The following is a 20,241-nucleotide window of genomic DNA, read 5'->3' as shown; positions in this document are numbered from 1 at the left end:
CGCCCGCGCGGTTCATTCATTCGGGCCGGCGGCGGGCGGCACGAGGTGCTCGCCGCCGTCGACGGTCAGCGTCGCGCCCGTGACGCCGGACGCGCTCGCGAGATAGCAGGCGGCCGCCGCGATGTCGTCCGCGTGCGGCGCGTGACCGCGCACGAGCGCCGCGACCCGCACCTTCGGCGCGAGTGCCAGCGCCAGCGCCGACGTCGCGCGGTTCAGCGCGGCCTGCATCAGCGCGTGCGACAGCTGCGCCGGTGCCGGGTGAAACAGGGCCTGATCCAGCACGTGAATCGCGCACGCGCGCAGCGCTTCATGCTCGCGCGCGGCGTCGGGCGTCGCATCGGCGAGCGCGCGGGCCAGCGCGAGCGGCGCCGTCACGTTGCGCGCGAGCGCGCCGGCGAGCGACGCGCCGTCGATCGTCCGCGCGTCGTCGGCGCCCGCGCTGGCGCTGACGAACACCGCGCACGCGGGCCGGCCGAGCGCTTCGCCGCACGCGGCGACGAGCGCGGCCGCATCGGTTTCCAGGGCCAGATCGGCGTCCAGCACGACCGCGCGGCGGCCGAGCGCGGCGACGTCGGCGACGAGCGCATCGGCGGCCGCGCGCGGCGCGCCCTGGCCGCGCTGCAGCGCGACGTCCCAGCCGCGGCGGGCGAACCCCGTCGCGAGCGCGCGGCCGATCGACGCGGCGTCGGCCGCGCTGCCCAGGGCGCCCGTGACGAGCACCACGCGCGGGGTCGACGTATCGGCTGAAACGGTCATTTACAATGCCGGGATGAACCCGAAAGCTCACGAACCCGCTAGTTTACCTGCTCCCGGCCCCGACGCGCTCGCGCAGTCCGAAACCCTTGCCGCGCAACTGCGCGACGAGATCGCGGCGGCCGGCGGCTGGCTGCCGTTCGACCGCTTCATGGAGCGCGCGCTGTATGCGCCCGGCCTCGGCTATTACAGCGGCGGCGCCCGCAAGTTCGGGCGCCGCGCCGACGACGGCAGCGATTTCGTCACCGCACCGGAGCTGTCGCCGCTGTTCGCGCAAACGCTCGCGCAACCGGTCGCGCAGGCGCTCGCGGCGAGTGACACGCGCCGCGTGATGGAATTCGGCGCGGGCACGGGTAAGCTCGCGGCCGGGCTGCTCGCCGCCCTCGACGCGCAGCGCGTCGAACTCGACGAATACCTGATCGTCGACCTGTCCGGCGAACTGCGCGAACGGCAGCGCGACACGATCGCGGCCGCCGCGCCGGCGCTGGCCGCGAAGGTGCGCTGGCTCGACGCGCTGCCCGAGCGGTTCGACGGCGTCGTGGTCGGCAACGAGGTGCTCGACGCGATGCCGGTGCGGCTGTTCGCGAAGGCGGGCGGCGCGTGGCACGAGCGCGGCGTCGCGCTTGACGCGCGCCAGGCGTTCGTGTTCGACGACCGGCCCGCCGACGCGGCCGGCCTGCCGCCGGCGCTCGCGGGGCTCGACGTCGGCGACGGCTACGTGACCGAGACGCACGAGGCCGCGCTGGCGTTCACGCGCACCGTCTGCACGATGCTCGCGCGCGGCGCGGTGCTGCTGGTCGACTACGGCTTTCCGGCGCACGAGTACTACCATCCGCAGCGCGACCGCGGCACGCTGATGTGCCACTACCGCCACCAGGCGCACGACGACCCGTTCCTGTACCCGGGGCTGCAGGACATCACCGCGCACGTCGAATTCACCGGCATCTACGACGCGGCCGTCGCGACCGGCGCCGACCTGCTCGGCTACACGTCGCAGGCGCGCTTCCTGCTGAACGCCGGCATCACCGACGCGCTGGCCGCGATCGATCCGTCCGACATCCGCGCGTTCCTGCCGGCCGCGAACGCGGTGCAGAAGCTGATCTCGGAAGCGGAGATGGGCGAGCTGTTCAAGGTGATCGCGTTTTCGCGCGGCATCGACGGCACGCTCGACGCGTTCGCGCGCGGCGACCGCTCGCACGCGCTTTGAGCGAGGGCGGACATGCTGCGCTGGCTGCTGACGACGTTCATCGCGGTGATGATCCTGACGCGCTGCTGGCCGTGGCTCGGCAAGCTCGGCATCGGGCGGATGCCGGGCGACGTCACGCTGACGCTCGGCGGGCGGCGCTACCCGTTCCCGTTCATGTCGACGCTGGTGCTGACGATGCTGCTGTCGATGGTGGCGCGGCTGCTCTGAGCCGCGCCTGAAAGAGGGGGCGCGCGCTACAGCTCGATCTCGCCGAGGATCCGGTGCGCGAGCGCCTTCGCCTCGTCGAACGCTTCTTCCTCGCTGGGGCTCGTCGAGTGGACGTCGTAACGTGTGTTCTCGGTGTCGTCCCCGTCGTCGCGCGAGAGGATCACGTAACCCTGAAACTGCCCGTTGCCCGCATGCTGGGTATGCGCCTTGGCCGTGTAGATGCCTTTCGTGAACGTGTTCGTGTCCATCGTGCTCTCCCGCAAAAGGACACTTCATCGTAGCACTGCGGCGCAGCATGTACAGCGTCGCTTATCGGTGACCGAACGGCGTCCGGTCGCGGCGGCCGGTCACCGTCCCGCTATCAGCGCTCGATCAGCGCGACGACCTCGTCGAGCGTCGGCGCGTGCGCGCCCGTATGCCGGCACGCGGCGGCGCCCGCCGCCAGCGCGAACACGAGATGCTCGCGCCACGACCGCTGCGGGGCGGCCATCAGGCTGAACAGCAGGCCGCCGATCGACGCATCGCCCGCGCCGACGGTATCGGCCACCTCGACGCGCGGCGGGCTGGCCTCGAGCACGTCGCCGCCCGCGTAGAGCGTCGCCGCCTGCGCGCCGCGCGTGACGAGCACGGCCGCGCGCGGGTTCAGCGCGCGCACCGCCGCGATCGCATCGGGGCCGTCGCCGCCGAACAGGTGCCGCAGGTCCTCGTCGGATACCTTGATCAGGTCGGCGAGCGCGGCCATCTTCTCGAGCGTCGGCCGGTACGCGTCCGTCATCAGGTTCCGGACGTTCGGATCGAAGCTGATCTTCACGCCGCGCGCGTGCAGCTCGGCTGCCAGCGCGGCCAGCGTGCCCGCGAGCGGTTCGCGCACGAGGCTGATGCAGCCGAAATGCGCCCATTTCACGTGGTCGGCCCAGCCGGCCGGCAGCCGTGCGGGATCGAACGCGAGATCGGCACTCGCTTCGCCGATGAAGAAATAGGCGGGCGGGCGGGTCTCGTGGACGATCGCGAGCAGCGGCGGCCGCGCGACCCGCTGCAGGAAGCGCAGGTCGAGCCCGGCCGCTTCGCTCGTGCGCCACAGTTCGTCGGAGAAGCAGTCTTCGCCGATCGAACCCGCGAGCGCGCTCGGCACGCCGAGCCGCGCGACCGCGCGTGCGACGTTCCAGCCGGCGCCGCCCGGCACCGAGGTCCATTGCGCATCGCCCGCGCGCACCATGTCGGTCAGGATGTCGCCCGCCGACACGAAAGCCGGAAACGTGCCGCCGCTCATTGCGTCGGTTCGCCGCGTTGCGCGCGCGCGAGCGTCGCGAGCACGTCGTAGCACGCGCCCATCGTGTGATAGTCGGTCTTGCCGGCCGGGCTCTTCTCGTCGCTGTACTTGCGGTTGTCGCAGGTGAGGATCCGGTACCACGCGCCGTAGCGGTGATCGACGAAATGGGCCCAGCTGTAGCGCCAGATCTCGTCGTACCAGTCCCAGAAGCGCTCGCTGCCGGTGCGCGCGCCGAGCATCGCGGCCGCCGCGAAGGTTTCGGCCTGCACCCAGAAGTACTTGTTGTGGTCGCAGATCGTGAAGTCGGGGCCGAAACCGTAGTACAGGCCGCCGTGGTCGGCGTCCCACGCATGCGTGAGCGCCGCGTCGAACAGCTCGGCCGCGCGCGGCACGAGCCAGTCGAGCGGGCGGTGCCGTTCGAGGATCAGCAGCAGTTTCGCCCATTCGGTCTGGTGTCCGGGCTGGAAGCCCCACGGGCGGAAGATGTTCGAGCTGTCTTCCTTGTTGTAATCCCAGTCGACCGACCAGTCCGCATGGTAGTGCTCCCACACGAGCCCGCCCGACAGCGCGGCCTGGCGCTGCGTGACGTGGCTCGCGAGCTTTTCCGCGCGATCGAGGTATGTGAGGTGGCCGGTCGCCTCGTACGCCGCGAGCAGCGCCTCGGTCATGTGCATGTTCGCGTTCTGGCCGCGGTACGACGACACGATCCAGTTCGGCGTCGCATCGTCCGCGTACAGGCCCGCGGCCGCATCCCAGAAGCGGTGCTCGGCCAGGTCGTAGGTCGCGGCGATCAGCGGGCGCGCCTCGTCGATGCCGGCCATCGTCGCATGCGCGGCCGCGAGCAGCACGAACGCGAGCCCGTAGCAGTGGCGCGTGCCGTCGAGCGTCGCGCGCTTGCCGCCGTCGCGCCAGTCGAGTTCCCAGTCGTAGCCCTGCAGTTCGTCGTCCCAGTGCGCGTCGCGCAGGAAGCGCAGCCCGTGGCGCGCGTATTCCAGGTGGCGCGGGTCGCCGAAATGCCGGTACGCCATCGCGTAGTTGAAGACGAACCGGCAACTGCTGACGAGGTGGCGCGACGTGCGGTTGTAGATGCTGCCGTCGTCGCGGAAGTAATGGTAGAAGCCGCCCGTCGGGTCGAATGCGTTCGTCGCGTAGAAGCGCAGCGTGTCCTCGATGTGCGACAGCAGGAACGACGGATCGCGGAAGCTCGCGACGAACGGTGCGTCTGGCGTGTGGGCGGCCGGTGCGGCCGTACAGGGTTGGACCGGGGGCATGTTCATGATTCGGTGACCGTTGCGGTATCGAGTGCCGGCGAGCCGGCGGGCTGGCTGCTGGCCCGCACGATCAGCTCGACGGGCAGGGAGATCTCGGTGCGCTCGGGCGACTCGGCGAGCAGCAGCTCGACGCCGCGGCGGCCGAGCGCCTCCTTGTCGACCGACAGCGTCGTGAGCGGCGGGCTCGCGTGCGCGGCGGCCGGGATGTTGTCGAAGCCGACGATCGCGATGTCGTCCGGAATCCGCAGGCCGCGCGCGGTGCACACGCGCTGCGCGGCGAGCGCGGCCGCGTCGTTGTACGCGAACACGGCTTCGGGGCGCGGGCCCGGCGCGTCGAGCAGTTGCTCCATCGCGCGCGCGGCGCCCGTGTCGGGATCGAGCCCCGCGTCGATCGTCACTTCGTACGCGGGGTCGAACAGCCGCCCGGCTTCGAAGAACGCGCGCCGGTAGCCGATCGCGCGCTGCGCGATGCTGTAGTGCGCGGGCGAGCCGCCGATGAACGCGATCCGCGTGCGGCCGGTGGCGAGCAGGTGGCGCATCGCGAGCGCGGCGCCCGTCGCGTTGTCGATGTTGACCGAGCGCAGCCCGGGCGCCCACAGGTCGATCAGCACGAGCGGCCGGCCGGTCGCGGCGAGCGCCTCGATCGTCTCGGGCTCGATGAAGCCGGCCACCGCGATCGCGTCGGGCGCGTGCGGGCGCATCTGGCGCAGCACGTCGTCGTTCGGACCGACCGTGAGCAGCGTCGGCACGATGCCGCGCTCGCGGCACGCGTCCTCGACGCCGTGCAGCACGTGCGAGAAGAACGGGCTGGCGGGAAAGCGGTTGTGCTGGCGATGCAGCAGGAAGGTGAGCCGGCGGATGCGCGGCCGCAACTGCGCGGGATCGTAGCCGAGCCGCTGCGCGATCTCGACGATCCGCGCCCGCGTGGCTTCGGACAGGCCCGGCTGGTTCTTCAGCGCGCGCGAGACGGTGCCGATCGAGACCTCTGCCGCTCGCGCCACATCGCGAATGGTCGTACCCATCGTTCGTTCGGGTCCGGTTTGTTTAGGGTGGGGGCGATTGTATAGTAAAACCCGATGCGGAATTCGGGCCGGATAACCGGGGAATACCCGCAAATAACGGGTTTTTAAGGGCTAATCTGCGAAAACGCCGTTACTAAAAATACTAAACAAAACGTGCAAAAGGCAAGGCGCGCGTGCGAGGCGCCGCGGCCGGGAGGCGGGCCGGAAGCGAACGGGCTTCGCACGTCCGGGCGGCATGCGCGACGGCTTGCACGGCCAGGCCGGCAGCCGGTGCGCCACGGTCGGTGCAGCGGCGGCGGGCGGACCTCCGTCGCCATCGCCCGGGACGCGGCCGTGCCGCCGCGAACCGCCGGCCGCGTGCCGCTCAGCCTGCCGCCGCGGCCGGCGGTTCGCCGCGATGGCGCAGCGCGGCGCGGCCCGCGTCGAGATCGACGACCGCCAGCCCGTCCGGCTGCTGTTTCGCGCGCCGCTTCGCGAGCGCCGCGACCGATGCGATCTCGTCGCTGCCGTACCGTTTGGCGCCATGCGCGCCGGCCGGTACGCCGACCGCGCCGATCGCCATCGTCACGAAGCCGAAGAACGCCGGGTTGCCGTGGCGGTCCTCGCCGTGCAGCCCGCCCGCCTGCCGGTCGGCCTGCGTGTAGAAGAGCCGCGCGCCGTCGTTGAAGCGCGCGATCGCGTCGGCCGCGCGTTCGCGCCAGTCGTCGCGCTGGAACAGCACGAGGAAATCGTCGCCGCCGACGTGGCCCAGAAAGTCGCGCTGCGGATCGCACACGCCGGCCAGCACCGTCGCGGCGAACTTCAGCACCTCGTCGCCCTGCCAGTAGCCGTACTGGTCGTTGAACGGCTTGAACTGGTTCAGGTCGACGTAGCACGCGTGAAAGCCGGCGTCGCGCTGCAGCAGGCGGTCGATGTGCGCGCTGATCGGGATGTTGCCGGGCAGGAATGTCAGCGGATTCGCGTAGCGCGCGGCCTCGATGCGCATCTCGGTCACCGCGCGCACCAGGCTCTCGCCGGTGCCGAGCCCGACGTAGCGGCCGTGTTCGGTGATCACGAAGCCGTCCGCGAGATAGCGCTGGTCGTGGCTCGCGAGCAGACTTGCGAGCTGCTCGAACGTCGTTGCGTTGTCGATCATCAGCGGCGCGTCGTTCGCGAACTGCAGGCACGGCTTCTTCCCGAACACCTCGCGGTGATACGGCAACGCGAAGCGGTCGATGAAGCCGCGGCGATTCACGAGCGCGACGGGCCGTCCGCGTTCGACGAGCGCGACCGCGTGCAGGTCGGGCATCCGGTTGAACAGCTCGAGCACGTCGTTGCTGGTCGCGTCGCGCGGCAGCGCCGGCGCGGGCACCAGCATCTTCCCGGCGATCGTGCCGGCCGGCCGCACCGAGCGCGTCGCGCCGGGAAACACCGCGATGTGCGGCGCGCGGATCGCGTCGCGCGCGGCCGGCGCGACGACGCGCGACGGCCGCGCGTTCGGCCGGCCGAGCAGGAAACCCTGCACGCAGCAGATCCCCATGTCGCGCACGACGATCAGGTCGCATTCGTTCTCGATGCCTTCCGCGATCAGTTGCGCGCCGCTCGCCTGCGCGAAGTGCTGCATCGCCTTCACGGCCTCGAACTTGAGCGGGTCGCGCGCGATGTCGTGGATGAAGAAGCGGTCGATCTTCACGACGTCCGGCTGCAGGCGCAGCCACAGGTTCATGCTCGCGTTCGCGGTGCCGTAGTCGTCGAGCGCGAACTGGACGCCGGCGTCGCGCAGCGACGCGACCGCCGGCCCGATGTGCGCGACATCGGGCATCGCATTCTGCTCGGTCAGCTCGATCACGATGCGCTCGGCGCCGACCCGCGCGCGGCCGAGGAACTGCCGTGCGCGCTCGCGTTTGCTGGCGAGCGCGAGGATCGTCCCGGCGCTGAAATTGAGGAACAGCTTGCCGTCGCAGCCGAGCGCCGCGAACGCGTCGAGGCAGGTGAGCGCGGCGGCCTGCTCGAGCGCGATGGTCTCGCCTTCGCGCGCGGCCTGTGCGAACAGCGCGGCGGGCGGTTCGAGGTCCGAGCCGCGCGGGCCGCGGATCAGCCCTTCGTAACCGACGACCGTCCCCGACCGGAGGTCGACGATCGGCTGGAAGACGGCCGCGAGCGCGCGATCCGCGATCAGGCGTGTGGTGCGGGCGGCAGCGGAGTCGGTGGGGAGCGCGGGCATGGGCGAGGGCAGCCGAATCGACGGGACGTCCGGCTTAACGGCAGCGCTCGCGCGGAATTGAATGAAGATTTCGTGACACGATGGGCGCCGATGGCGCATCGCGCCGCACGCGTGTCGGTGCACGCCCGGAAGGCCGGCAGGAGAAGGGGCGGCGGCCTTCCGGCGGCCGTCCTGCCTTCCCCGCGTCAGCGCTTGCCCGCGCTCAGCGCGCCGGACGCGGACGTCGCGTCGCCCTCGTCGTGCTCGCCGCTCATGTCGCGCGCGCCCCAGCGCTGCGCGAGCGCCGCGCACGCCATCAGCTGGATCTGGTGGAACAGCATCAGCGGCAGCACGACCGCGCCGACCGCGTTCGCCGAGAAGATCACCTTCGCCATCGGCACGCCGGCCGCGAGGCTCTTCTTCGATCCGCAGAAGATGATCGTGATCTGGTCGGCGCGGTTGAAGCCGAGCCGCTTGCTGACGAACGCGGTCAGCAGCAGCGCGATCGCGAGCAGCACGAGGTTGACGACGAGCAGGCCGCCGAGCGCGCGCGGCGGGATCTGGTGCCACAGGCCCTCGTTGACGGCCTCGCTGAACGCGACGTAGACGACCAGCAGGATCGAGCCCTGGTCGACGAAGCGCAGCACGCCGCGGTTGCGGTCGATCCAGCCGCCGATCACGGGGCGCAGCAACTGACCGGCGATGAACGGCACGAGCAGCTGCATCACGATGCTGCCGACGGTGCTCCACGGCGACGCGGCGCCGGCCGACTGCGACGTGATCATCAGCCCGACGAGCGCCGGCGTGACGAAGATCCCGAGCAGGCTCGACGCGGATGCCGCGCACACGGCGGCCGGCACGTTGCCCTTCGCGATCGACGTGAACGCGATCGACGACTGGACCGTCGACGGCAGCGTGCACAGGAACAGCACGCCCGCATACAGCGTCGGCGTGACGAGCGGCTGCAGCACGGGTTTCAGCGCGAGGCCGAGCAGCGGGAACAGCGCGAACGTGCTGAGCAGCACGACCGCGTGCAGCCGCCAGTGGGTCGCGCCCGCGACGACGGCTTCGCGCGACAGCTTCGCGCCGTGCAGGAAGAACAGCAGGCCGACGGCGATGTTGGTCGCCCAGTTGAACGCGTGGGCGGCCGGGCCGCGGCAGGGCAGCAGGCTCGCGAGCACGACGGTGCCGACGAGCGCGAGCGTGAAGTTGTCGGGAAGAAAACGGGGACGGGCCATCGGGAACTCGATTCGGAAACGACGGAGGCGCGCGTCGCGCGCGCGGATGGCGTCATTGTCCCGGTTGACGATTCACTACACAAATTCATTGTGGGAATCGATTGATGAACTGATTGCATGTAACGGCGGCTGTCGCAGCGGCCCGGCGACACGCGGGATGGCAGAAGAATGTTCTGTCGCGATCGCGCCCTGAAGTGAAAAAACCTAGCAGTAACATGGTGTTACACCGGTGCCCGCGACATAACACTTTTTGGCTCGACACAGTTTCGGGCCGCTCATAAATTACTGCTGAAAGCCTTGGGTCGGCCGAAAGGAGCCGGCGGCGGGCGTGGACGGGCACTGAACGATGACGGAACGGGTGAAACGGAAGATCGGACGATGGGTGGCAGGCGTGCTCGGCACGTTGCTGATGCCGCTCGCGCTCGCGCAACCGCCCCACGGCGGTCATGGGTTCGGCGGCCACGGCTTCGGTGGCGGCGACATGCGCGCGTACGGTCAGCCGAATGGCGGCGGGCCCGGCGGCGTGCCGGTCTGGCGCCGCGTTCCGCCGCCCGGCGGGATGCGCCCCGGCGGCGTGAGCGGCTCCGGCTCCCGCTGGGGGCTGCGGCCGACGCCGTCGTACGGCCACTACGCCGCGCAAAGCCCGTATCGCCCGATCAGCGCCGAGGCGCGCCAGATGCCGCGCCCGCCGGGCGGCGGCAACGTGCCGCTGCGTGCCGGGTCGATCCGCGCCGACGTTGCGCGCTACAACGAGGAGCGCGGCGGCCGTCCGATGCCGCCGCCCCGCTCGCAGGAAGAACCTTCGCACTCGCCGTTTTTCTCCCCGTTCTACCGAAACTGAGCGCCCCGGCATTCGCCCCCCCGCCGGCTGATGCGAATTCGCCACAGTCGCGCGCAGATTTCCGCTGATTTTCCCGTCGCATTGCGCTATCTTTCGCGCCCGGCACGCGTATGCCACGCCGCCGCTGCGCCGCGCGACCGCGTTCGCGCCGGGCCGCCGCCGTGCATCCGGCCATGTATCGATCCCGCGAAGTTAATGCCGCCGCTATACCCGCAATAAGTGTGCGCAATTTTGACCGGACGAATGATCCGTAAAGATGGCTGCGCCCCATACGACGCAAGCACTCGGCTCCAAAAAACAACGCTCGCGCCACTTATCGACTATTCGACAAAACCTGGAGATCCCATGAAAGGATTCGCTCGCCGTGCCTCGCGCACGTCCGTCAAGCTGATCGCCGCAGCCGCCTGCGTGGCGGCCGCCGCACCCGTCCACGCGCAATCGAGCGTCTCGCTCTACGGCCAGGTCGACGAATGGGTCGGCGCGACCAAGTTCCCGGGCAGCGATCGCGCATGGAACGTGTCGGGCGGCGGGATGTCGACGTCGTACTGGGGCCTGCACGGCGCCGAGGATCTGGGCAGCGGCTACAAGGCGATCTTCACGCTGGAAAGCTTCTTCCGTGCGCAGAACGGCCAGTACGGCCGCTTCCAGGGCGACACGTTCTTCGCGCGCAACGCGTACGTCGGCATCAGCTCGCCGTACGGCACGGTGACGGCCGGCCGCCTGACGACGCACCTGTTCCTGTCGACGATCCTGTTCAACCCGTTCTACGACTCGTACACCTTCTCGCCGATGGTGTATCACGTGTTCCTCGGCCTCGGTACGTTCCCGACCTATCCGAGCGACCAGGGCGCGGTCGGCGATTCGGGCTGGAACAACGCGCTGTCGTACACGTCGCCTTCGTTCGGCGGCCTGAACTTCGGCGCGATGTACGCGCTCGGCAACCAGGCCGGCGACAACCGTTCGAAGAAGTGGAGCGCGCAGTTCAACTACGCGAACGGCCCGTTCGCGGCGACCGCGATGTATCAGTACGTGAACTTCAACAACGGCCCGCAGGATCTGAGCGCGCTCGTCGCCGGCATGAAGAGTCAGGGGATCGCGCTGGTCGGCGCGACCTACGACCTGAAGCTCGTGAAGCTGTTCGGCCAATACATGTATACGAAGAACGACCAGGTCGCGGGAAGCTGGCACGTGAACACCGCGCAGGGCGGCGTGTCGGTGCCGCTCGGCGTGGGCAACGCGATGGCGTCGTACGCGTACTCGCGCGACGCGGGCGGCCTCGACCAGACGCGCCAGACCTGGGCCGTCGGCTACGACTATCCGCTGTCCAAGCGCACGGACGTCTACGCGGCCTACATGAACGACCACATCAGCGGCCTGTCGACCGGCAACACGTTCGGTGCCGGTATCCGCGCGAAGTTCTGACGCGCACGCGCGAACGGTGCGCGGGCCGCGCGTGTAAATCGCGCGTTCCGGCTGCATGTTTTCCCGCCAGAAACGGCGCCGCCACACGCGGCGCCGTTTTGCCTTTCTTGACCTTTCTGTTTCCTCGCCTTTGTTACCCTATCTCGTAATTGGACCATTCCCCCCCGTCATTACGAGCTAGTTCGATGGATACCCTCGTCAGCATGAATGTGTTTCGCTACGTCGTCGAAGTGGGCAGCTTCGTCGGCGCGGCCGAGCGCATGCAGATGTCGGCTGCGATGGCGAGCAAGCACGTGATGCATCTCGAGCAGCAGCTCGGCGCGCGCCTGCTGCATCGCACGACACGACGCGTCGCGCCTACCGAGGCGGGACGCGAATACTACGAGCGCCTCGTGCAGGCGCTGTCCGAACTCGACGAAGCCGGGCAGGCCGTCGGCGCCGCGAGCGTGGTGCCGCAGGGCAGGCTGCGCGTGACGTCGCTGTCCGCGTTCGGGCTGCGGCACGTGATGCAGGCCGTCACCGATTACGCGGGCCGCTTCCCGGACGTGACCGTCGACATGACGCTGTCCGATCGCGTGGTCGACCTGATCGAGGAAGGCTACGACGTCGCGGTGCGCGCGGCGCCGAACGGCCTGAAATCGTCGTCGCTGGTCGCGCGGCAGATCGCGACCGCGCACATCCTGCTGGTCGCGTCGCCCGAGTATCTCGAGAAGCACGGCACGCCGCAGACGATCGCCGATCTCGCGCACCACAACTACCTGCGGCGCGATTCGAATTCGACGATGCTCGATTCGCTGGTGATCGACGCGGCCGCCGCGTCGCGCGTGAACCTGAACGGCAACCTGATCGTGAATCATCTCGAAGGGCTGCGCGCAGCCGTGCTCGCCGGCGCGGGCATCGCGCTGCTCGGCACCGAGGTGGTCGGCGACGACATCGAGTCGGGCCGGCTCGTGCCGGTGCTGCTCGATTCGGTGCCGCCGCACGAAGCGCCGATCTATGCGGTGTACGCGAGCCGTCGTCACGTGTCCGCGAAGGTGCGCTCGTTCGTCGATTTCCTCGCGGCGCGTTTCGAAGGGCAGTCGCTGTGCCCGTCGATCGAATCGCGCCTGCGCGTGCTGCCGATCACGCGGATGAAGCGGGTGGTCTGAGCCGCGGATTCCGCCGCGGCGGGCAACAAAAAAAAGCGCGAACCGCAGCGGTTCGCGCTTTTTTGTTGGTACCGACGGTTGGCGTGTCGATCGCGGCGGCGGGGGCCGCCGCATGCGTCAGCGCGGGATGCCGAGCCGCGTCTTCGCGTCGTCGTACTCGCGTTTCAGCCGCTCGACGAGCGCCCCCACGCTCGGCAGGTCGTCCATCAGGCCGACGCCCTGGCCGGCGCCCCAGATGTCCTTCCACGCCTTCGTCTTGTCGCTGCCGAAATTCATCTTGGTCTTGTCGGATTCCGGCAGCGCCTCGGGATCGAGGCCGGCTTTCTCGATGCTCTCGCGGATGTAGTTGCCGTGCACGCCGGTGAAGAGGTTCGTGTAGATGATGTCCGACGATTTCGCGTTGACGATCGCGCGCTTGTAGTCCTCGACCGCGTGCGCTTCCTGCGTCGCGATGAAGCGCGTGCCCATGTACGCGAGGTCAGCGCCCATCGCCTGCGCGGCGAGGATCGAGCCGCCGTTCGCGATCGAGCCGGACAGCACGATCGGGCCGTCGAAGATCTTGCGGACTTCGCCGACCAGCGCGAACGGCGACGTCGTGCCCGCGTGGCCGCCGGCGCCAGCCGCGACGAGGATCAGCCCGTCGACGCCGGCTTCGAGCGCCTTCTGCGCGTGGCGCAGGTTGATCACGTCGTGCAGCACGATGCCGCCGTAGCTGTGCACCGCGTCGACGATCTCGCGCGCCGGCGCGCGCAGGCTCGTGATGAAGATCGGCACCTTGTGCTCGACGCACACGCGCACGTCGTGCTCGAGCCGCGCGTTCGACTGGTGGACGATCTGGTTGACCGCGATCGGGCCGATCACCGCGTCGGGATGTTTCGCCTTGTGGTCGGCCAGCTCCGACTGGATCTGCGTGAGCCACGCGTCGAGCTGCTCGGCCGGACGCGCGTTGAGCGCGGGGAACGAACCGACGATGCCCGCCTTGCATTGCGCGAGCACGAGTTCGGGGTAGCTGACGATGAACATCGGCGACGCGATGACGGGCAGCGTCAGGTTCTGCAGGACAGCGGGCAATGCCATGTGATGTCTCCAGTCTCCAGGGGCCGTCGGCGCCCGCGCGGTCGCGTGGCGCCGACATCCATGCTTGGCGTGCGAACGGTGATTCGAGTGTAGCCGCGAACCGCGGTGCGCTCGATGGCGTTCATATTAATACGAACGGTCGTGCGATTCTACGCGAGCTTAACAAAATGCGCGGTGGGGCGGCAATCGAGGGAGTGTTCTCTTTCTACGGTTTCGGGTGGTTATCCCGCTGTGTAGACGCACCGGCGCTCCTAAAATAGCCGCCATAACAAACCAACGAGAAACAAACCATGTCGTTTGAGGCGTTTGCACCGTTTCGCGTGACGGTGCAGGACACCGACATCTTCGGTGTCAAAGGAGGCGCGGGTCCGCCGCTTCTGTTGCTGCACGGGCATCCGCAAACCCACATGATCTGGCATCGCGTCGCCGCGACGCTTGCGAATCATTTCACGGTGATCGCCACCGACCTGCGCGGCTACGGCGCGTCGGGCCGGCCGACGAGCGACGCGCGGCACATGCCGTATTCGAAACGGGCGATGGCGGCCGACCAGGTCGCGGTGATGCGGCATTTCGGCTTCGAGCAGTTCCACGTGTGCGCGCACGATCGCGGCGCGCGGGTCGCGCACCGCCTCGCGCTCGATCACGCGGACGCCGTCGAGCGGATGATGCTGCTCGACATCGCGCCGACGCTCGCGATGTACGAGAAAACCGACCGCGCATTCGCGACCGCGTATTTCCACTGGTTCTTCCTGATCCAGCCGGCGCCGCTGCCCGAGACGCTGATCGGCGCCCATACCGATGCCTACATCGAGCGCGTGATGGGCAACCGCTCGGCCGGGCTCGCGCCGTTCGCGCCCGCGGCGCTCGACGCCTATCGCGCGGCGCTCGCGCAGCCGGGCGCCGTGCATGCGATGTGCGAGGACTATCGCGCGTCGGCGACGATCGACCTCGAGCACGACCGCGCCGATCTCGAGCGCGGCAACAAGGTCGCGTGCCCGCTGCGCGTACTGTGGGGCGAGCACGGGATCGTCGGCCGCTGCTTCGATCCGCTCGACGAATGGCGACGCGTCGCGCGCGACGTCAGCGGCCGTGCGCTCGACTGCGGCCACTACATTCCGGAAGAGGCGCCCGTCGCGCTGATCGACGAACTGCTCGCGTTCTTCGAAGCGCGCGACCCGGCTGCGTAGCGGTGCGTGCGGGCAGCGCGCGCGGCCCGCTGCTCAGCGCTGCGCGTGGTCGTCGTCGGCCAGCGGCGGCAGGCGTCGCGGCACCGGTGTCGATTTCACGATCGCGGTGCTCGTCTCCGCGCGCTCGGTCACCTTCGACAGGATGTCGTCGAGGTGCGCGATCGTGCGCAGGTAGAGCCGGCAGATGAAGCAGTCTTCGCCGGTGACCTTGTCGCATTCGACGAATTCGGGAATGCGCCGCAACAACTCCTCGACCAGGTGCAACTGGCCCGGCAGCGGCTTCACGCGGACGATCGCCTGCAACGTGTAGCCGAGCGCGCGCGGGTCGAGCTCGACGGTGAACGCGGCGATCACGCCCTGCGCCTCGAGCCGCCGCACGCGGTCGGCGGTGGCGGGCGCCGACAGCCCGATCTGCCGGGCGAGTTCGCTGGTCGCGATGCGCGCATCGTCGGCGAGCGCCGCGAGGATCGCACGGTCGGTCGCGTCGAGCGACGCGACGGCGGGAGGAGAAAGGCGTTTCGGCATGATTGCTTTGCTTTCGAAGGTCAATCGGCTGATTCGCTTCAGTTTAGCCGTGGTTTCGGCGAAAGCAAGTTTCTAGAATCGAAGTCATCCAGTCTCTTCAACGGAGTTCATGATGGCCTCGAATGAAATTCGCCGCGGCGGCGCCGAGATGGTCGTCGCGATGCTGATGTCCGGCACGATCGGCTGGCTCGTGATGTCGTCGCAGCAGCCGCTGACGAATGTCGTGTTCTTCCGCTGCCTGTTCGGCGCCGCGACGCTCGCGATCGTCTGCGCGGCGTTCGGCTTCCTGCGCCGCTCGCTGTTCTCGCCGCGCATGCTCGCGCTCGCGACGCTCGGCAGCGTCGCGATCGTCGCGAACTGGCTGCTGCTGTTCGCCGCGTATTCGCGGGCGTCGATCTCGATGGCCACCGCCGTCTACAACACCCAGCCGTTCATGCTCGTCGCGCTCGGCGCGATCGTGTTCCGCGAACGGATCACCGCGTCGACGGTCGCGTGGCTCGCGCTCGCCTTCGCCGGGCTCGTATTCGTGGTGCGCGTCGAGCCGTCCGTGCTCGCGGTGCCCGGCGAGTATCTCGAGGGCGTGGCGCTGTCGCTCGGCGCGGCGTTCCTGTACGCGATCTCGTCGATCGTCACGAAGCACCTGAAGGGGACGCCGCCGCACCTGCTCGCGTTGCTGCAGGCCGGCATCGGCATCGTGCTGCTCGCGCCGTTCGCGCACTTCGGCACGCTGCCCGCGACGGCCGGGCAGTGGCTCGACCTGATCGTGCTCGGCGTCGTCAACACGGGCCTGATGTACGTGCTGCTGTACGGCGCGATCCAGAAGCTGCCGACCGCGATGACCGGCGCGCTGTCGTTCGTCTACCCGGTCGTCGCGATCGTCGTCGATCACTTCGCGTTCGGGCAGACGCTCGCGTGGTCGCAGGTGCTTGGCGCGCTGCTGATCCTGCTCGCGGCGGCCGGCGTGAACCTCGGCTGGCGCATCGTGCCCGCGCGTCGCGCGGCGATCGGCAACTGAAACGATCGTACGATTCGGCATGGCCGAACGATGCCGCCGCCGCCCGCCGGGCGCCCGTTTCGGGAACGACGATTGCGCGCGAAAGCGGCCCGCGCGCACGCGTGGAAAACGCTGTAAGAAGTTGTAGGGAAACACCCGATGCAATGCGGCCGCGTCGCTCGTATGATGCGGGCTGTGACGTTGATCACGTTCACAGGATTCCGATCTCGACGCCGTTCGCCCGCGAGGCTGAACGGCTTTTTTTTATGTCTCGCTTCCGGCGAGCAGGCGCCGCCGCGCGTCGAGCCGCGCGAGCAGCGCACGCCTCGCGTCGTCGTCCGACGTGCGCCATCCCTTGATCTCGCCGCGCGTGCGCAGGCAGCCCGCGCACCAGTCGGTGCGCGGATCGATCCGGCAGACGTCGGTGCACGGCGACGCGACCGTGCCGACCGGCAGCGGCACGTCGCTCATGCCGGGTCCCGCAACGCGACGTCCGCGACCGGCGCGCCGGTCAGCGACACGAGTTCGTGCGGCGACAGGTTGAACACCGCGTGCGGATGGCCGGCGGCCGCCCACAGGCTGTCGAGCGCGAGCAGGTCGGCATCGATCAGCGTGACGGGTTCGACGAGATGGCCGATCGGGCAGACGCCGCCGATCGCGTAGCCGGTGTTGTCGCGCACGAATTTCGCGTCCGCGCGGCCGACCGCGCCGACTTGCGCGGCAACCTTCTTCTCGTCGACGCGATTGACGCCGCTCGCGACCACCAGCACGGGCGCGCCGTCCGACTGCCGGCGAAACAGGATCGACTTCGCGATCTGCGCGACCGAGCAGCCGAGCCCGGCCGCGGCCTCGGCCGACGTCTTGCCGGTTTCGGCGAGCATCACGATGCCTTTCGCGTGGCCGCGCTCGCGCAGCAACAGCGCGACGCGTCGCGCGGAATCGGGGAGGGAATCGAATGAAGCAGGTGTCGTCATGTTGAGGAATCCATGGAGTGCCGTGGTTACACGCAGGCCGCGTCGTCGGCCGCGCTTTGTGCCTTGGCGAGCAATGCGCGACCGGCGCGCGACACGTTCGCGCGGCCGATCGCGTTCGAGATGAAGTCGCCGGCGGCGACGACCTGCGCGAGATCGATGCCGGTGTCGATGCCGAGGCCCTGCAGCAGGTACAGCACGTCCTCGGTCGCGACGTTGCCGGTCGCGCCCTTCGCGTACGGGCAGCCGCCGAGACCCGCGACCGAGGCGTGGAAGATCTCGATCCCTTCGAACAGCGCCGCGTAGATGTTCGCGAGCGCCTGGCCGTAGGTGTCGTGGAAGTGGCCCGACAGGCGCTCGCGCGGAAACACGCGCGTGACGGCCGCGAGCACCTCGCGCGTGCGCTTCGGCGTGCCGACGCCGATCGTGTCGGCGATGTCGATCTCGTCGCAGCCGAGCGCCGCGAAGCGCTCGACGACGTCGACGACCGACGCGACCGGCACCTCGCCCTGGTACGGGCAGCCGAGCGTGCACGACACGCTGCCGCGCAGCCGCAGGCCCGCATCCTTCGCGGCCTTCGCGACGGGCTCGAAGCGCGCGATGCTCTCGGCGATGCTGCAGTTGATGTTCCGCTGCGAGAATGCCTCGCTCGCCGCGCCGAAGATCACGACCTCGTCCGCGCGTGCGGCGAGCGCATTCTCGAAACCCTTCAGGTTCGGCGTGAGCACCGAGTACACGGTGCCCGCGCGGCGTTCGATACCGGCCATCACGTCGGCACCGTCGGCCATTTGGGGCACCCATTTCGGCGACACGAACGACGCGGCCTCGATGTTGCGGAAGCCGGCGCGCGACAGCCGGTCGACGAGCGCGATCTTCACGTCGGTCGGCACGAAGGTCTTCTCGTTCTGCAGCCCGTCGCGCGGGCCGACTTCGACGATCTTGACGGCGGTGGGGAACGTCATGGTTGTCTCCTGGTTTCTCTCGAGGCGGAATTCAGTAGCCGCGCGCGTAGTCGACGACGCCGCTGACGCGTTCGCCGCGCTCGAACGCGCGGATCTTGCCGGCGATCTGCTCGACGGCCTCCGCGCGCAGCGTCTCGGCCGAGCTGTGCGGCGTGATCGTGATGCGCGGCGTATGCCAGAACGGATGGTCTTCCGGCAGCGGTTCGTGCTGGAACACGTCGAGCGTGGCCGCGGCGATCCGGCCGCTCGCGAGCGCGTCGAGCAGGTCGGCCTCGACGAGATGCGCGCCGCGCGCGACGTTGACGACGTACGCGCCGGGCGCGAGCCGCGCGAACGCGCGCGACGACAGGATGCCGTCGGTGTCGGGCGTGCTCGGCAGCAGGTTGACGAGCACCTTCGCGCCGTCGATGCAGGCGTCGAATGCGCCGTCGCCGGCGAAGGTCGTCATGCCGTCGAGCTGCTTCGCGCTGCGGCTGTAGCCGCGCACGGGCAGGCCGAGCGCGGCGAGGGCGCGCGCGACCTGCGTGCCGAGCACGCCGAGGCCGAGCACGGCGACGGTGAAGCTCGCGCGCGGATGCGGGTCGAGCGGCTGCCAGCGGCGCTCGCGCTGCAGCGCGTCGTATTCGTCGAAGCGGCGCAGGTAGCGCAGCACCGCGTGCGTCACGTACTCGACCATCTGCCGTGCCATGCCCGAATCTTCCAGCCGCACCAGCGGCACGTGCGCGGGCAGCGTGCCCGGATGCGCGCGCTCGAGCGCGAGCAGCGCGTCGACGCCCGCGCCGAGATTGAAGATCGCGCGCAGGCCGTCGCGCGGCGCGAAGAATTCGCGCGGCGCGCGCCACACGAGCGCGTAGTCGGCGGCGGCCGTGTCGCCCGGCTGCCACGCGCGCAGCTCGGCTTCCGGCAGCGCGTGGGCGATCTCGTCGCGCCATGCGCCGGCTTCCTGGTGCGGGGAATAGAACAGGATCTTCATTGCGTGACGGCGTGCGCGCCGGCGGGGCGCGTCACGGGCAAGGCGAGCGGAGCCGGGCGCGGCGCGCCGGCGGGCGTAGCGAACATCGGGCGTCTCCTGGCGAGCGGGCCCGGCGCATCGGCGTCCGGCCCGGCTCGGTGTGAAGCTGACGGGAAGCCCACATTCTACGGTTTCGCGGCACATTGCGCCGTCGCGCGGGCCCGCGCAGGCGGCCGGCACGCGGATGGCCGCGCGGGATGGCCGGCCCACGGATGGCCGCCCACGCAAAAGCAAAGCACAAAATATTGGTTCGGCCGCCGGGGACGCGGCGCCACAATCGAACCTCGTCTTCAAGCAAGCGAGGGCAATCATGAGCGCATGCAGCAAATCGGCGTGGCCGCCGCGGCTCGTCACCGTTCCGGGCCTGCACGGCAGCGAAGGCGCTCACTGGCAGACCTGGCTCGAGCGGCAATTCCCGCGTTCGCTGCGCGTCGAGCAGGACGACTGGGACGCCCCCGATCTCGCCGGCTGGGCGCACTCGGTGCGCACACTGCTCGAACGCGAGCGCGGGCCGTTCGTGCTCGCCGCCCACAGCTTCGGCTGCCTCGCGACCGCGCATGCGCTCGCGCAGGGGCCGCATACGGGCGATGTCGCGGGCGTGCTGTTCGTCGCGCCGGCCAGCCCGAAGAAATTCACGTTCGCCGGGCCGTTCGACGCACGCCGGCTCGCGGTGCCGTCGATCGTGGTCGGCAGCGAGACCGATCCGTGGATGCCGCTCGCCGACGCGCGCACGCTCGCGCAGCGCCTCGGCAGCGCGTTCGTGAACCTGGGCGACGCCGGGCACATCAACACGGCGGCCGGCTTCGGGCCGTGGCCGCGCGCGAAATACTTCATCGATACGCTGGTGCACTGCGCGGCGCCGCTGCGCTTTCGCGACGCGGACGACGGCTTCGAAGCCGCGCTCGTCGACCGCGCGCTCGCGCACGCGGTCTGACGGCGCGGGCCGTCGGGC

21 protein-coding genes are annotated in these 20,241 nt (G+C 69.7%); 8 read left to right on the top strand and 13 right to left on the bottom strand.

What is annotated here, in order from left to right:
• Positions 1-12: 12 nt before the first annotated feature.
• A complete protein-coding gene (locus HWX00_RS28635) occupies positions 13-756 on the bottom strand; it encodes an SDR family oxidoreductase (protein WP_175868161.1) in 744 nt (247 codons plus the stop codon).
• Positions 757-769: 13 nt separating this feature from the next.
• Here HWX00_RS28635 and HWX00_RS28630 point away from each other — a divergent pair, with 13 nt between their 5' ends.
• Both HWX00_RS28630 and HWX00_RS28625 read left to right on the top strand, forming a co-directional pair.
• On the top strand, positions 770-1,960 hold the full coding sequence (locus HWX00_RS28630; protein ID WP_034189122.1) for a class I SAM-dependent methyltransferase: 1,191 nt from the start codon (positions 770-772) through the stop codon (positions 1,958-1,960).
• A 12-nt stretch (positions 1,961-1,972) separates the two neighbouring features.
• The gene (locus tag HWX00_RS28625; protein WP_006477606.1) at positions 1,973-2,167 is read left to right on the top strand and encodes a DUF2905 domain-containing protein; all 195 of its coding nucleotides are present in this window, start codon (positions 1,973-1,975) and stop codon (positions 2,165-2,167) included.
• Positions 2,168-2,193: 26 nt separating this feature from the next.
• On the opposite strand, the gene HWX00_RS28620 is transcribed toward HWX00_RS28625, so the two are convergent.
• The 6 genes from HWX00_RS28620 to HWX00_RS28595 all read right to left on the bottom strand — a co-directional run bounded on the left by HWX00_RS28620 (position 2,194) and on the right by HWX00_RS28595 (position 9,150).
• Positions 2,194-2,415 carry a hypothetical protein gene (locus tag HWX00_RS28620; RefSeq protein ID WP_021163760.1) on the bottom strand — a complete coding sequence of 74 codons (222 nt, stop codon included), beginning with the start codon at positions 2,413-2,415 and terminating at the stop codon, positions 2,194-2,196.
• 113 nt (positions 2,416-2,528) lie between these two features.
• Positions 2,529-3,437, bottom strand: coding sequence for a carbohydrate kinase family protein (locus tag HWX00_RS28615; protein WP_049031811.1), 909 nt, complete (start codon positions 3,435-3,437; stop codon positions 2,529-2,531).
• Complete coding sequence (locus tag HWX00_RS28610; RefSeq protein WP_175028313.1) at positions 3,434-4,714, bottom strand: AGE family epimerase/isomerase; 1,281 nt, start codon at positions 4,712-4,714, stop codon at positions 3,434-3,436. The genes HWX00_RS28615 and HWX00_RS28610 overlap by 4 nt, the downstream gene beginning before the upstream one ends.
• Entirely contained in the window at positions 4,711-5,730 is a 1,020-nt protein-coding gene (locus tag HWX00_RS28605; protein WP_034189125.1) for a LacI family DNA-binding transcriptional regulator, read from the bottom strand. Before HWX00_RS28605 ends, HWX00_RS28610 begins: the two co-directional genes overlap by 4 nt.
• A 364-nt stretch (positions 5,731-6,094) precedes the next feature.
• Positions 6,095-7,933: an EAL domain-containing protein gene (locus HWX00_RS28600; RefSeq protein ID WP_175028312.1), complete on the bottom strand. Its 1,839-nt coding sequence runs from the start codon at positions 7,931-7,933 to the stop codon at positions 6,095-6,097.
• Positions 7,934-8,118: 185 nt separating this feature from the next.
• Positions 8,119-9,150: a bile acid:sodium symporter family protein gene (locus HWX00_RS28595; protein WP_034189127.1), complete on the bottom strand. Its 1,032-nt coding sequence runs from the start codon at positions 9,148-9,150 to the stop codon at positions 8,119-8,121.
• 346 nt (positions 9,151-9,496) lie between these two features.
• On the opposite strand from HWX00_RS28595, the gene HWX00_RS28590 reads away from it, so the two are divergent.
• The 3 genes from HWX00_RS28590 (at position 9,497) to HWX00_RS28580 (ending at position 12,561) form a co-directional block, all read left to right on the top strand.
• Positions 9,497-9,991 (top strand): hypothetical protein, encoded by a 495-nt coding sequence (locus tag HWX00_RS28590; protein WP_034189128.1) that lies wholly within the window; start codon positions 9,497-9,499, stop codon positions 9,989-9,991.
• A gap of 345 nt (positions 9,992-10,336) precedes the next feature.
• Positions 10,337-11,413, top strand: coding sequence for a porin (locus HWX00_RS28585; RefSeq protein ID WP_034189129.1), 1,077 nt, complete (start codon positions 10,337-10,339; stop codon positions 11,411-11,413).
• A gap of 185 nt (positions 11,414-11,598) precedes the next feature.
• Entirely contained in the window at positions 11,599-12,561 is a 963-nt protein-coding gene (locus HWX00_RS28580; protein ID WP_059558877.1) for a LysR family transcriptional regulator, read from the top strand.
• A 117-nt stretch (positions 12,562-12,678) separates the two neighbouring features.
• Here HWX00_RS28580 and HWX00_RS28575 read toward each other — a convergent pair whose 3' ends face one another.
• Positions 12,679-13,638: an NAD(P)H-dependent flavin oxidoreductase gene (locus HWX00_RS28575; RefSeq protein WP_059558873.1), complete on the bottom strand. Its 960-nt coding sequence runs from the start codon at positions 13,636-13,638 to the stop codon at positions 12,679-12,681.
• A gap of 290 nt (positions 13,639-13,928) precedes the next feature.
• Here HWX00_RS28575 and HWX00_RS28570 point away from each other — a divergent pair, with 290 nt between their 5' ends.
• Positions 13,929-14,825 (top strand): alpha/beta fold hydrolase, encoded by an 897-nt coding sequence (locus HWX00_RS28570; protein WP_175028311.1) that lies wholly within the window; start codon positions 13,929-13,931, stop codon positions 14,823-14,825.
• A 33-nt stretch (positions 14,826-14,858) separates the two neighbouring features.
• On the opposite strand, the gene HWX00_RS28565 is transcribed toward HWX00_RS28570, so the two are convergent.
• Positions 14,859-15,350 carry an Lrp/AsnC family transcriptional regulator gene (locus HWX00_RS28565; RefSeq protein ID WP_034189293.1) on the bottom strand — a complete coding sequence of 164 codons (492 nt, stop codon included), beginning with the start codon at positions 15,348-15,350 and terminating at the stop codon, positions 14,859-14,861.
• A gap of 112 nt (positions 15,351-15,462) precedes the next feature.
• Between HWX00_RS28565 and HWX00_RS28560 the strand changes: the two genes are divergently transcribed.
• Positions 15,463-16,365, top strand: coding sequence for a DMT family transporter (locus HWX00_RS28560; RefSeq protein WP_059558901.1), 903 nt, complete (start codon positions 15,463-15,465; stop codon positions 16,363-16,365).
• 243 nt (positions 16,366-16,608) lie between these two features.
• On the opposite strand, the gene HWX00_RS28555 is transcribed toward HWX00_RS28560, so the two are convergent.
• Genes HWX00_RS28555 through HWX00_RS28540 form a run of 4 tightly spaced genes read right to left on the bottom strand, consistent with a single transcriptional unit; the run spans position 16,609 to position 19,250 of the window.
• On the bottom strand, positions 16,609-16,815 hold the full coding sequence (locus HWX00_RS28555; protein WP_034189134.1) for a DUF1289 domain-containing protein: 207 nt from the start codon (positions 16,813-16,815) through the stop codon (positions 16,609-16,611).
• The gene (locus HWX00_RS28550; protein ID WP_034189135.1) at positions 16,812-17,318 is read right to left on the bottom strand and encodes a YbaK/EbsC family protein; all 507 of its coding nucleotides are present in this window, start codon (positions 17,316-17,318) and stop codon (positions 16,812-16,814) included. The genes HWX00_RS28555 and HWX00_RS28550 overlap by 4 nt, the downstream gene beginning before the upstream one ends.
• A 26-nt stretch (positions 17,319-17,344) precedes the next feature.
• Entirely contained in the window at positions 17,345-18,277 is a 933-nt protein-coding gene (locus tag HWX00_RS28545) for a hydroxymethylglutaryl-CoA lyase (RefSeq protein ID WP_034189136.1), read from the bottom strand.
• A gap of 31 nt (positions 18,278-18,308) precedes the next feature.
• A complete protein-coding gene (locus tag HWX00_RS28540) occupies positions 18,309-19,250 on the bottom strand; it encodes a 2-hydroxyacid dehydrogenase (protein ID WP_059558870.1) in 942 nt (313 codons plus the stop codon).
• Between the two features lie 349 nt (positions 19,251-19,599).
• Here HWX00_RS28540 and HWX00_RS28535 point away from each other — a divergent pair, with 349 nt between their 5' ends.
• Positions 19,600-20,223, top strand: coding sequence for an RBBP9/YdeN family alpha/beta hydrolase (locus HWX00_RS28535; protein WP_175028310.1), 624 nt, complete (start codon positions 19,600-19,602; stop codon positions 20,221-20,223).
• The last annotated feature ends 18 nt before the right edge of the window (positions 20,224-20,241 follow it).

The organism is Burkholderia seminalis DSM 23518, assembly GCF_902832885.1.
Classification (GTDB): Bacteria; Pseudomonadota; Gammaproteobacteria; order Burkholderiales; family Burkholderiaceae; genus Burkholderia; species Burkholderia seminalis.
Note: the sequence above shows the minus strand (reverse complement) of the source record. Positions and strands in the feature narration are given on the sequence as shown.

Bases quoted from the DNA above. Each gene is read 5' to 3' on its own strand.
- HWX00_RS28600 (WP_175028312.1), bottom strand. From the start codon at position 7,933: ATGCCCGCGCTCCCCACCGACTCCGCTGCCGCCCGCACCACACGCCTG.
- HWX00_RS28585 (WP_034189129.1), top strand. From the start codon at position 10,337: ATGAAAGGATTCGCTCGCCGTGCCTCGCGCACGTCCGTCAAGCTGATC.
- HWX00_RS28555 (WP_034189134.1), bottom strand. From the start codon at position 16,815: ATGAGCGACGTGCCGCTGCCGGTCGGCACGGTCGCGTCGCCGTGCACC.
- HWX00_RS28565 (WP_034189293.1), bottom strand. From the start codon at position 15,350: ATGCCGAAACGCCTTTCTCCTCCCGCCGTCGCGTCGCTCGACGCGACC.
- HWX00_RS28615 (WP_049031811.1), bottom strand. From the start codon at position 3,437: ATGAGCGGCGGCACGTTTCCGGCTTTCGTGTCGGCGGGCGACATCCTG.
- HWX00_RS28625 (WP_006477606.1), top strand. From the start codon at position 1,973: ATGCTGCGCTGGCTGCTGACGACGTTCATCGCGGTGATGATCCTGACG.
- HWX00_RS28605 (WP_034189125.1), bottom strand. From the start codon at position 5,730: ATGGGTACGACCATTCGCGATGTGGCGCGAGCGGCAGAGGTCTCGATC.
- HWX00_RS28535 (WP_175028310.1), top strand. From the start codon at position 19,600: ATGAGCGCATGCAGCAAATCGGCGTGGCCGCCGCGGCTCGTCACCGTT.
- HWX00_RS28630 (WP_034189122.1), top strand. From the start codon at position 770: ATGAACCCGAAAGCTCACGAACCCGCTAGTTTACCTGCTCCCGGCCCC.
- HWX00_RS28575 (WP_059558873.1), bottom strand. From the start codon at position 13,638: ATGGCATTGCCCGCTGTCCTGCAGAACCTGACGCTGCCCGTCATCGCG.
- HWX00_RS28545 (WP_034189136.1), bottom strand. From the start codon at position 18,277: ATGACGTTCCCCACCGCCGTCAAGATCGTCGAAGTCGGCCCGCGCGAC.
- HWX00_RS28590 (WP_034189128.1), top strand. From the start codon at position 9,497: ATGACGGAACGGGTGAAACGGAAGATCGGACGATGGGTGGCAGGCGTG.
- HWX00_RS28560 (WP_059558901.1), top strand. From the start codon at position 15,463: ATGGCCTCGAATGAAATTCGCCGCGGCGGCGCCGAGATGGTCGTCGCG.
- HWX00_RS28540 (WP_059558870.1), bottom strand. From the start codon at position 19,250: ATGAAGATCCTGTTCTATTCCCCGCACCAGGAAGCCGGCGCATGGCGC.
- HWX00_RS28570 (WP_175028311.1), top strand. From the start codon at position 13,929: ATGTCGTTTGAGGCGTTTGCACCGTTTCGCGTGACGGTGCAGGACACC.
- HWX00_RS28620 (WP_021163760.1), bottom strand. From the start codon at position 2,415: ATGGACACGAACACGTTCACGAAAGGCATCTACACGGCCAAGGCGCAT.
- HWX00_RS28580 (WP_059558877.1), top strand. From the start codon at position 11,599: ATGGATACCCTCGTCAGCATGAATGTGTTTCGCTACGTCGTCGAAGTG.
- HWX00_RS28550 (WP_034189135.1), bottom strand. From the start codon at position 17,318: ATGACGACACCTGCTTCATTCGATTCCCTCCCCGATTCCGCGCGACGC.
- HWX00_RS28635 (WP_175868161.1), bottom strand. From the start codon at position 756: ATGACCGTTTCAGCCGATACGTCGACCCCGCGCGTGGTGCTCGTCACG.
- HWX00_RS28595 (WP_034189127.1), bottom strand. From the start codon at position 9,150: ATGGCCCGTCCCCGTTTTCTTCCCGACAACTTCACGCTCGCGCTCGTC.
- HWX00_RS28610 (WP_175028313.1), bottom strand. From the start codon at position 4,714: ATGAACATGCCCCCGGTCCAACCCTGTACGGCCGCACCGGCCGCCCAC.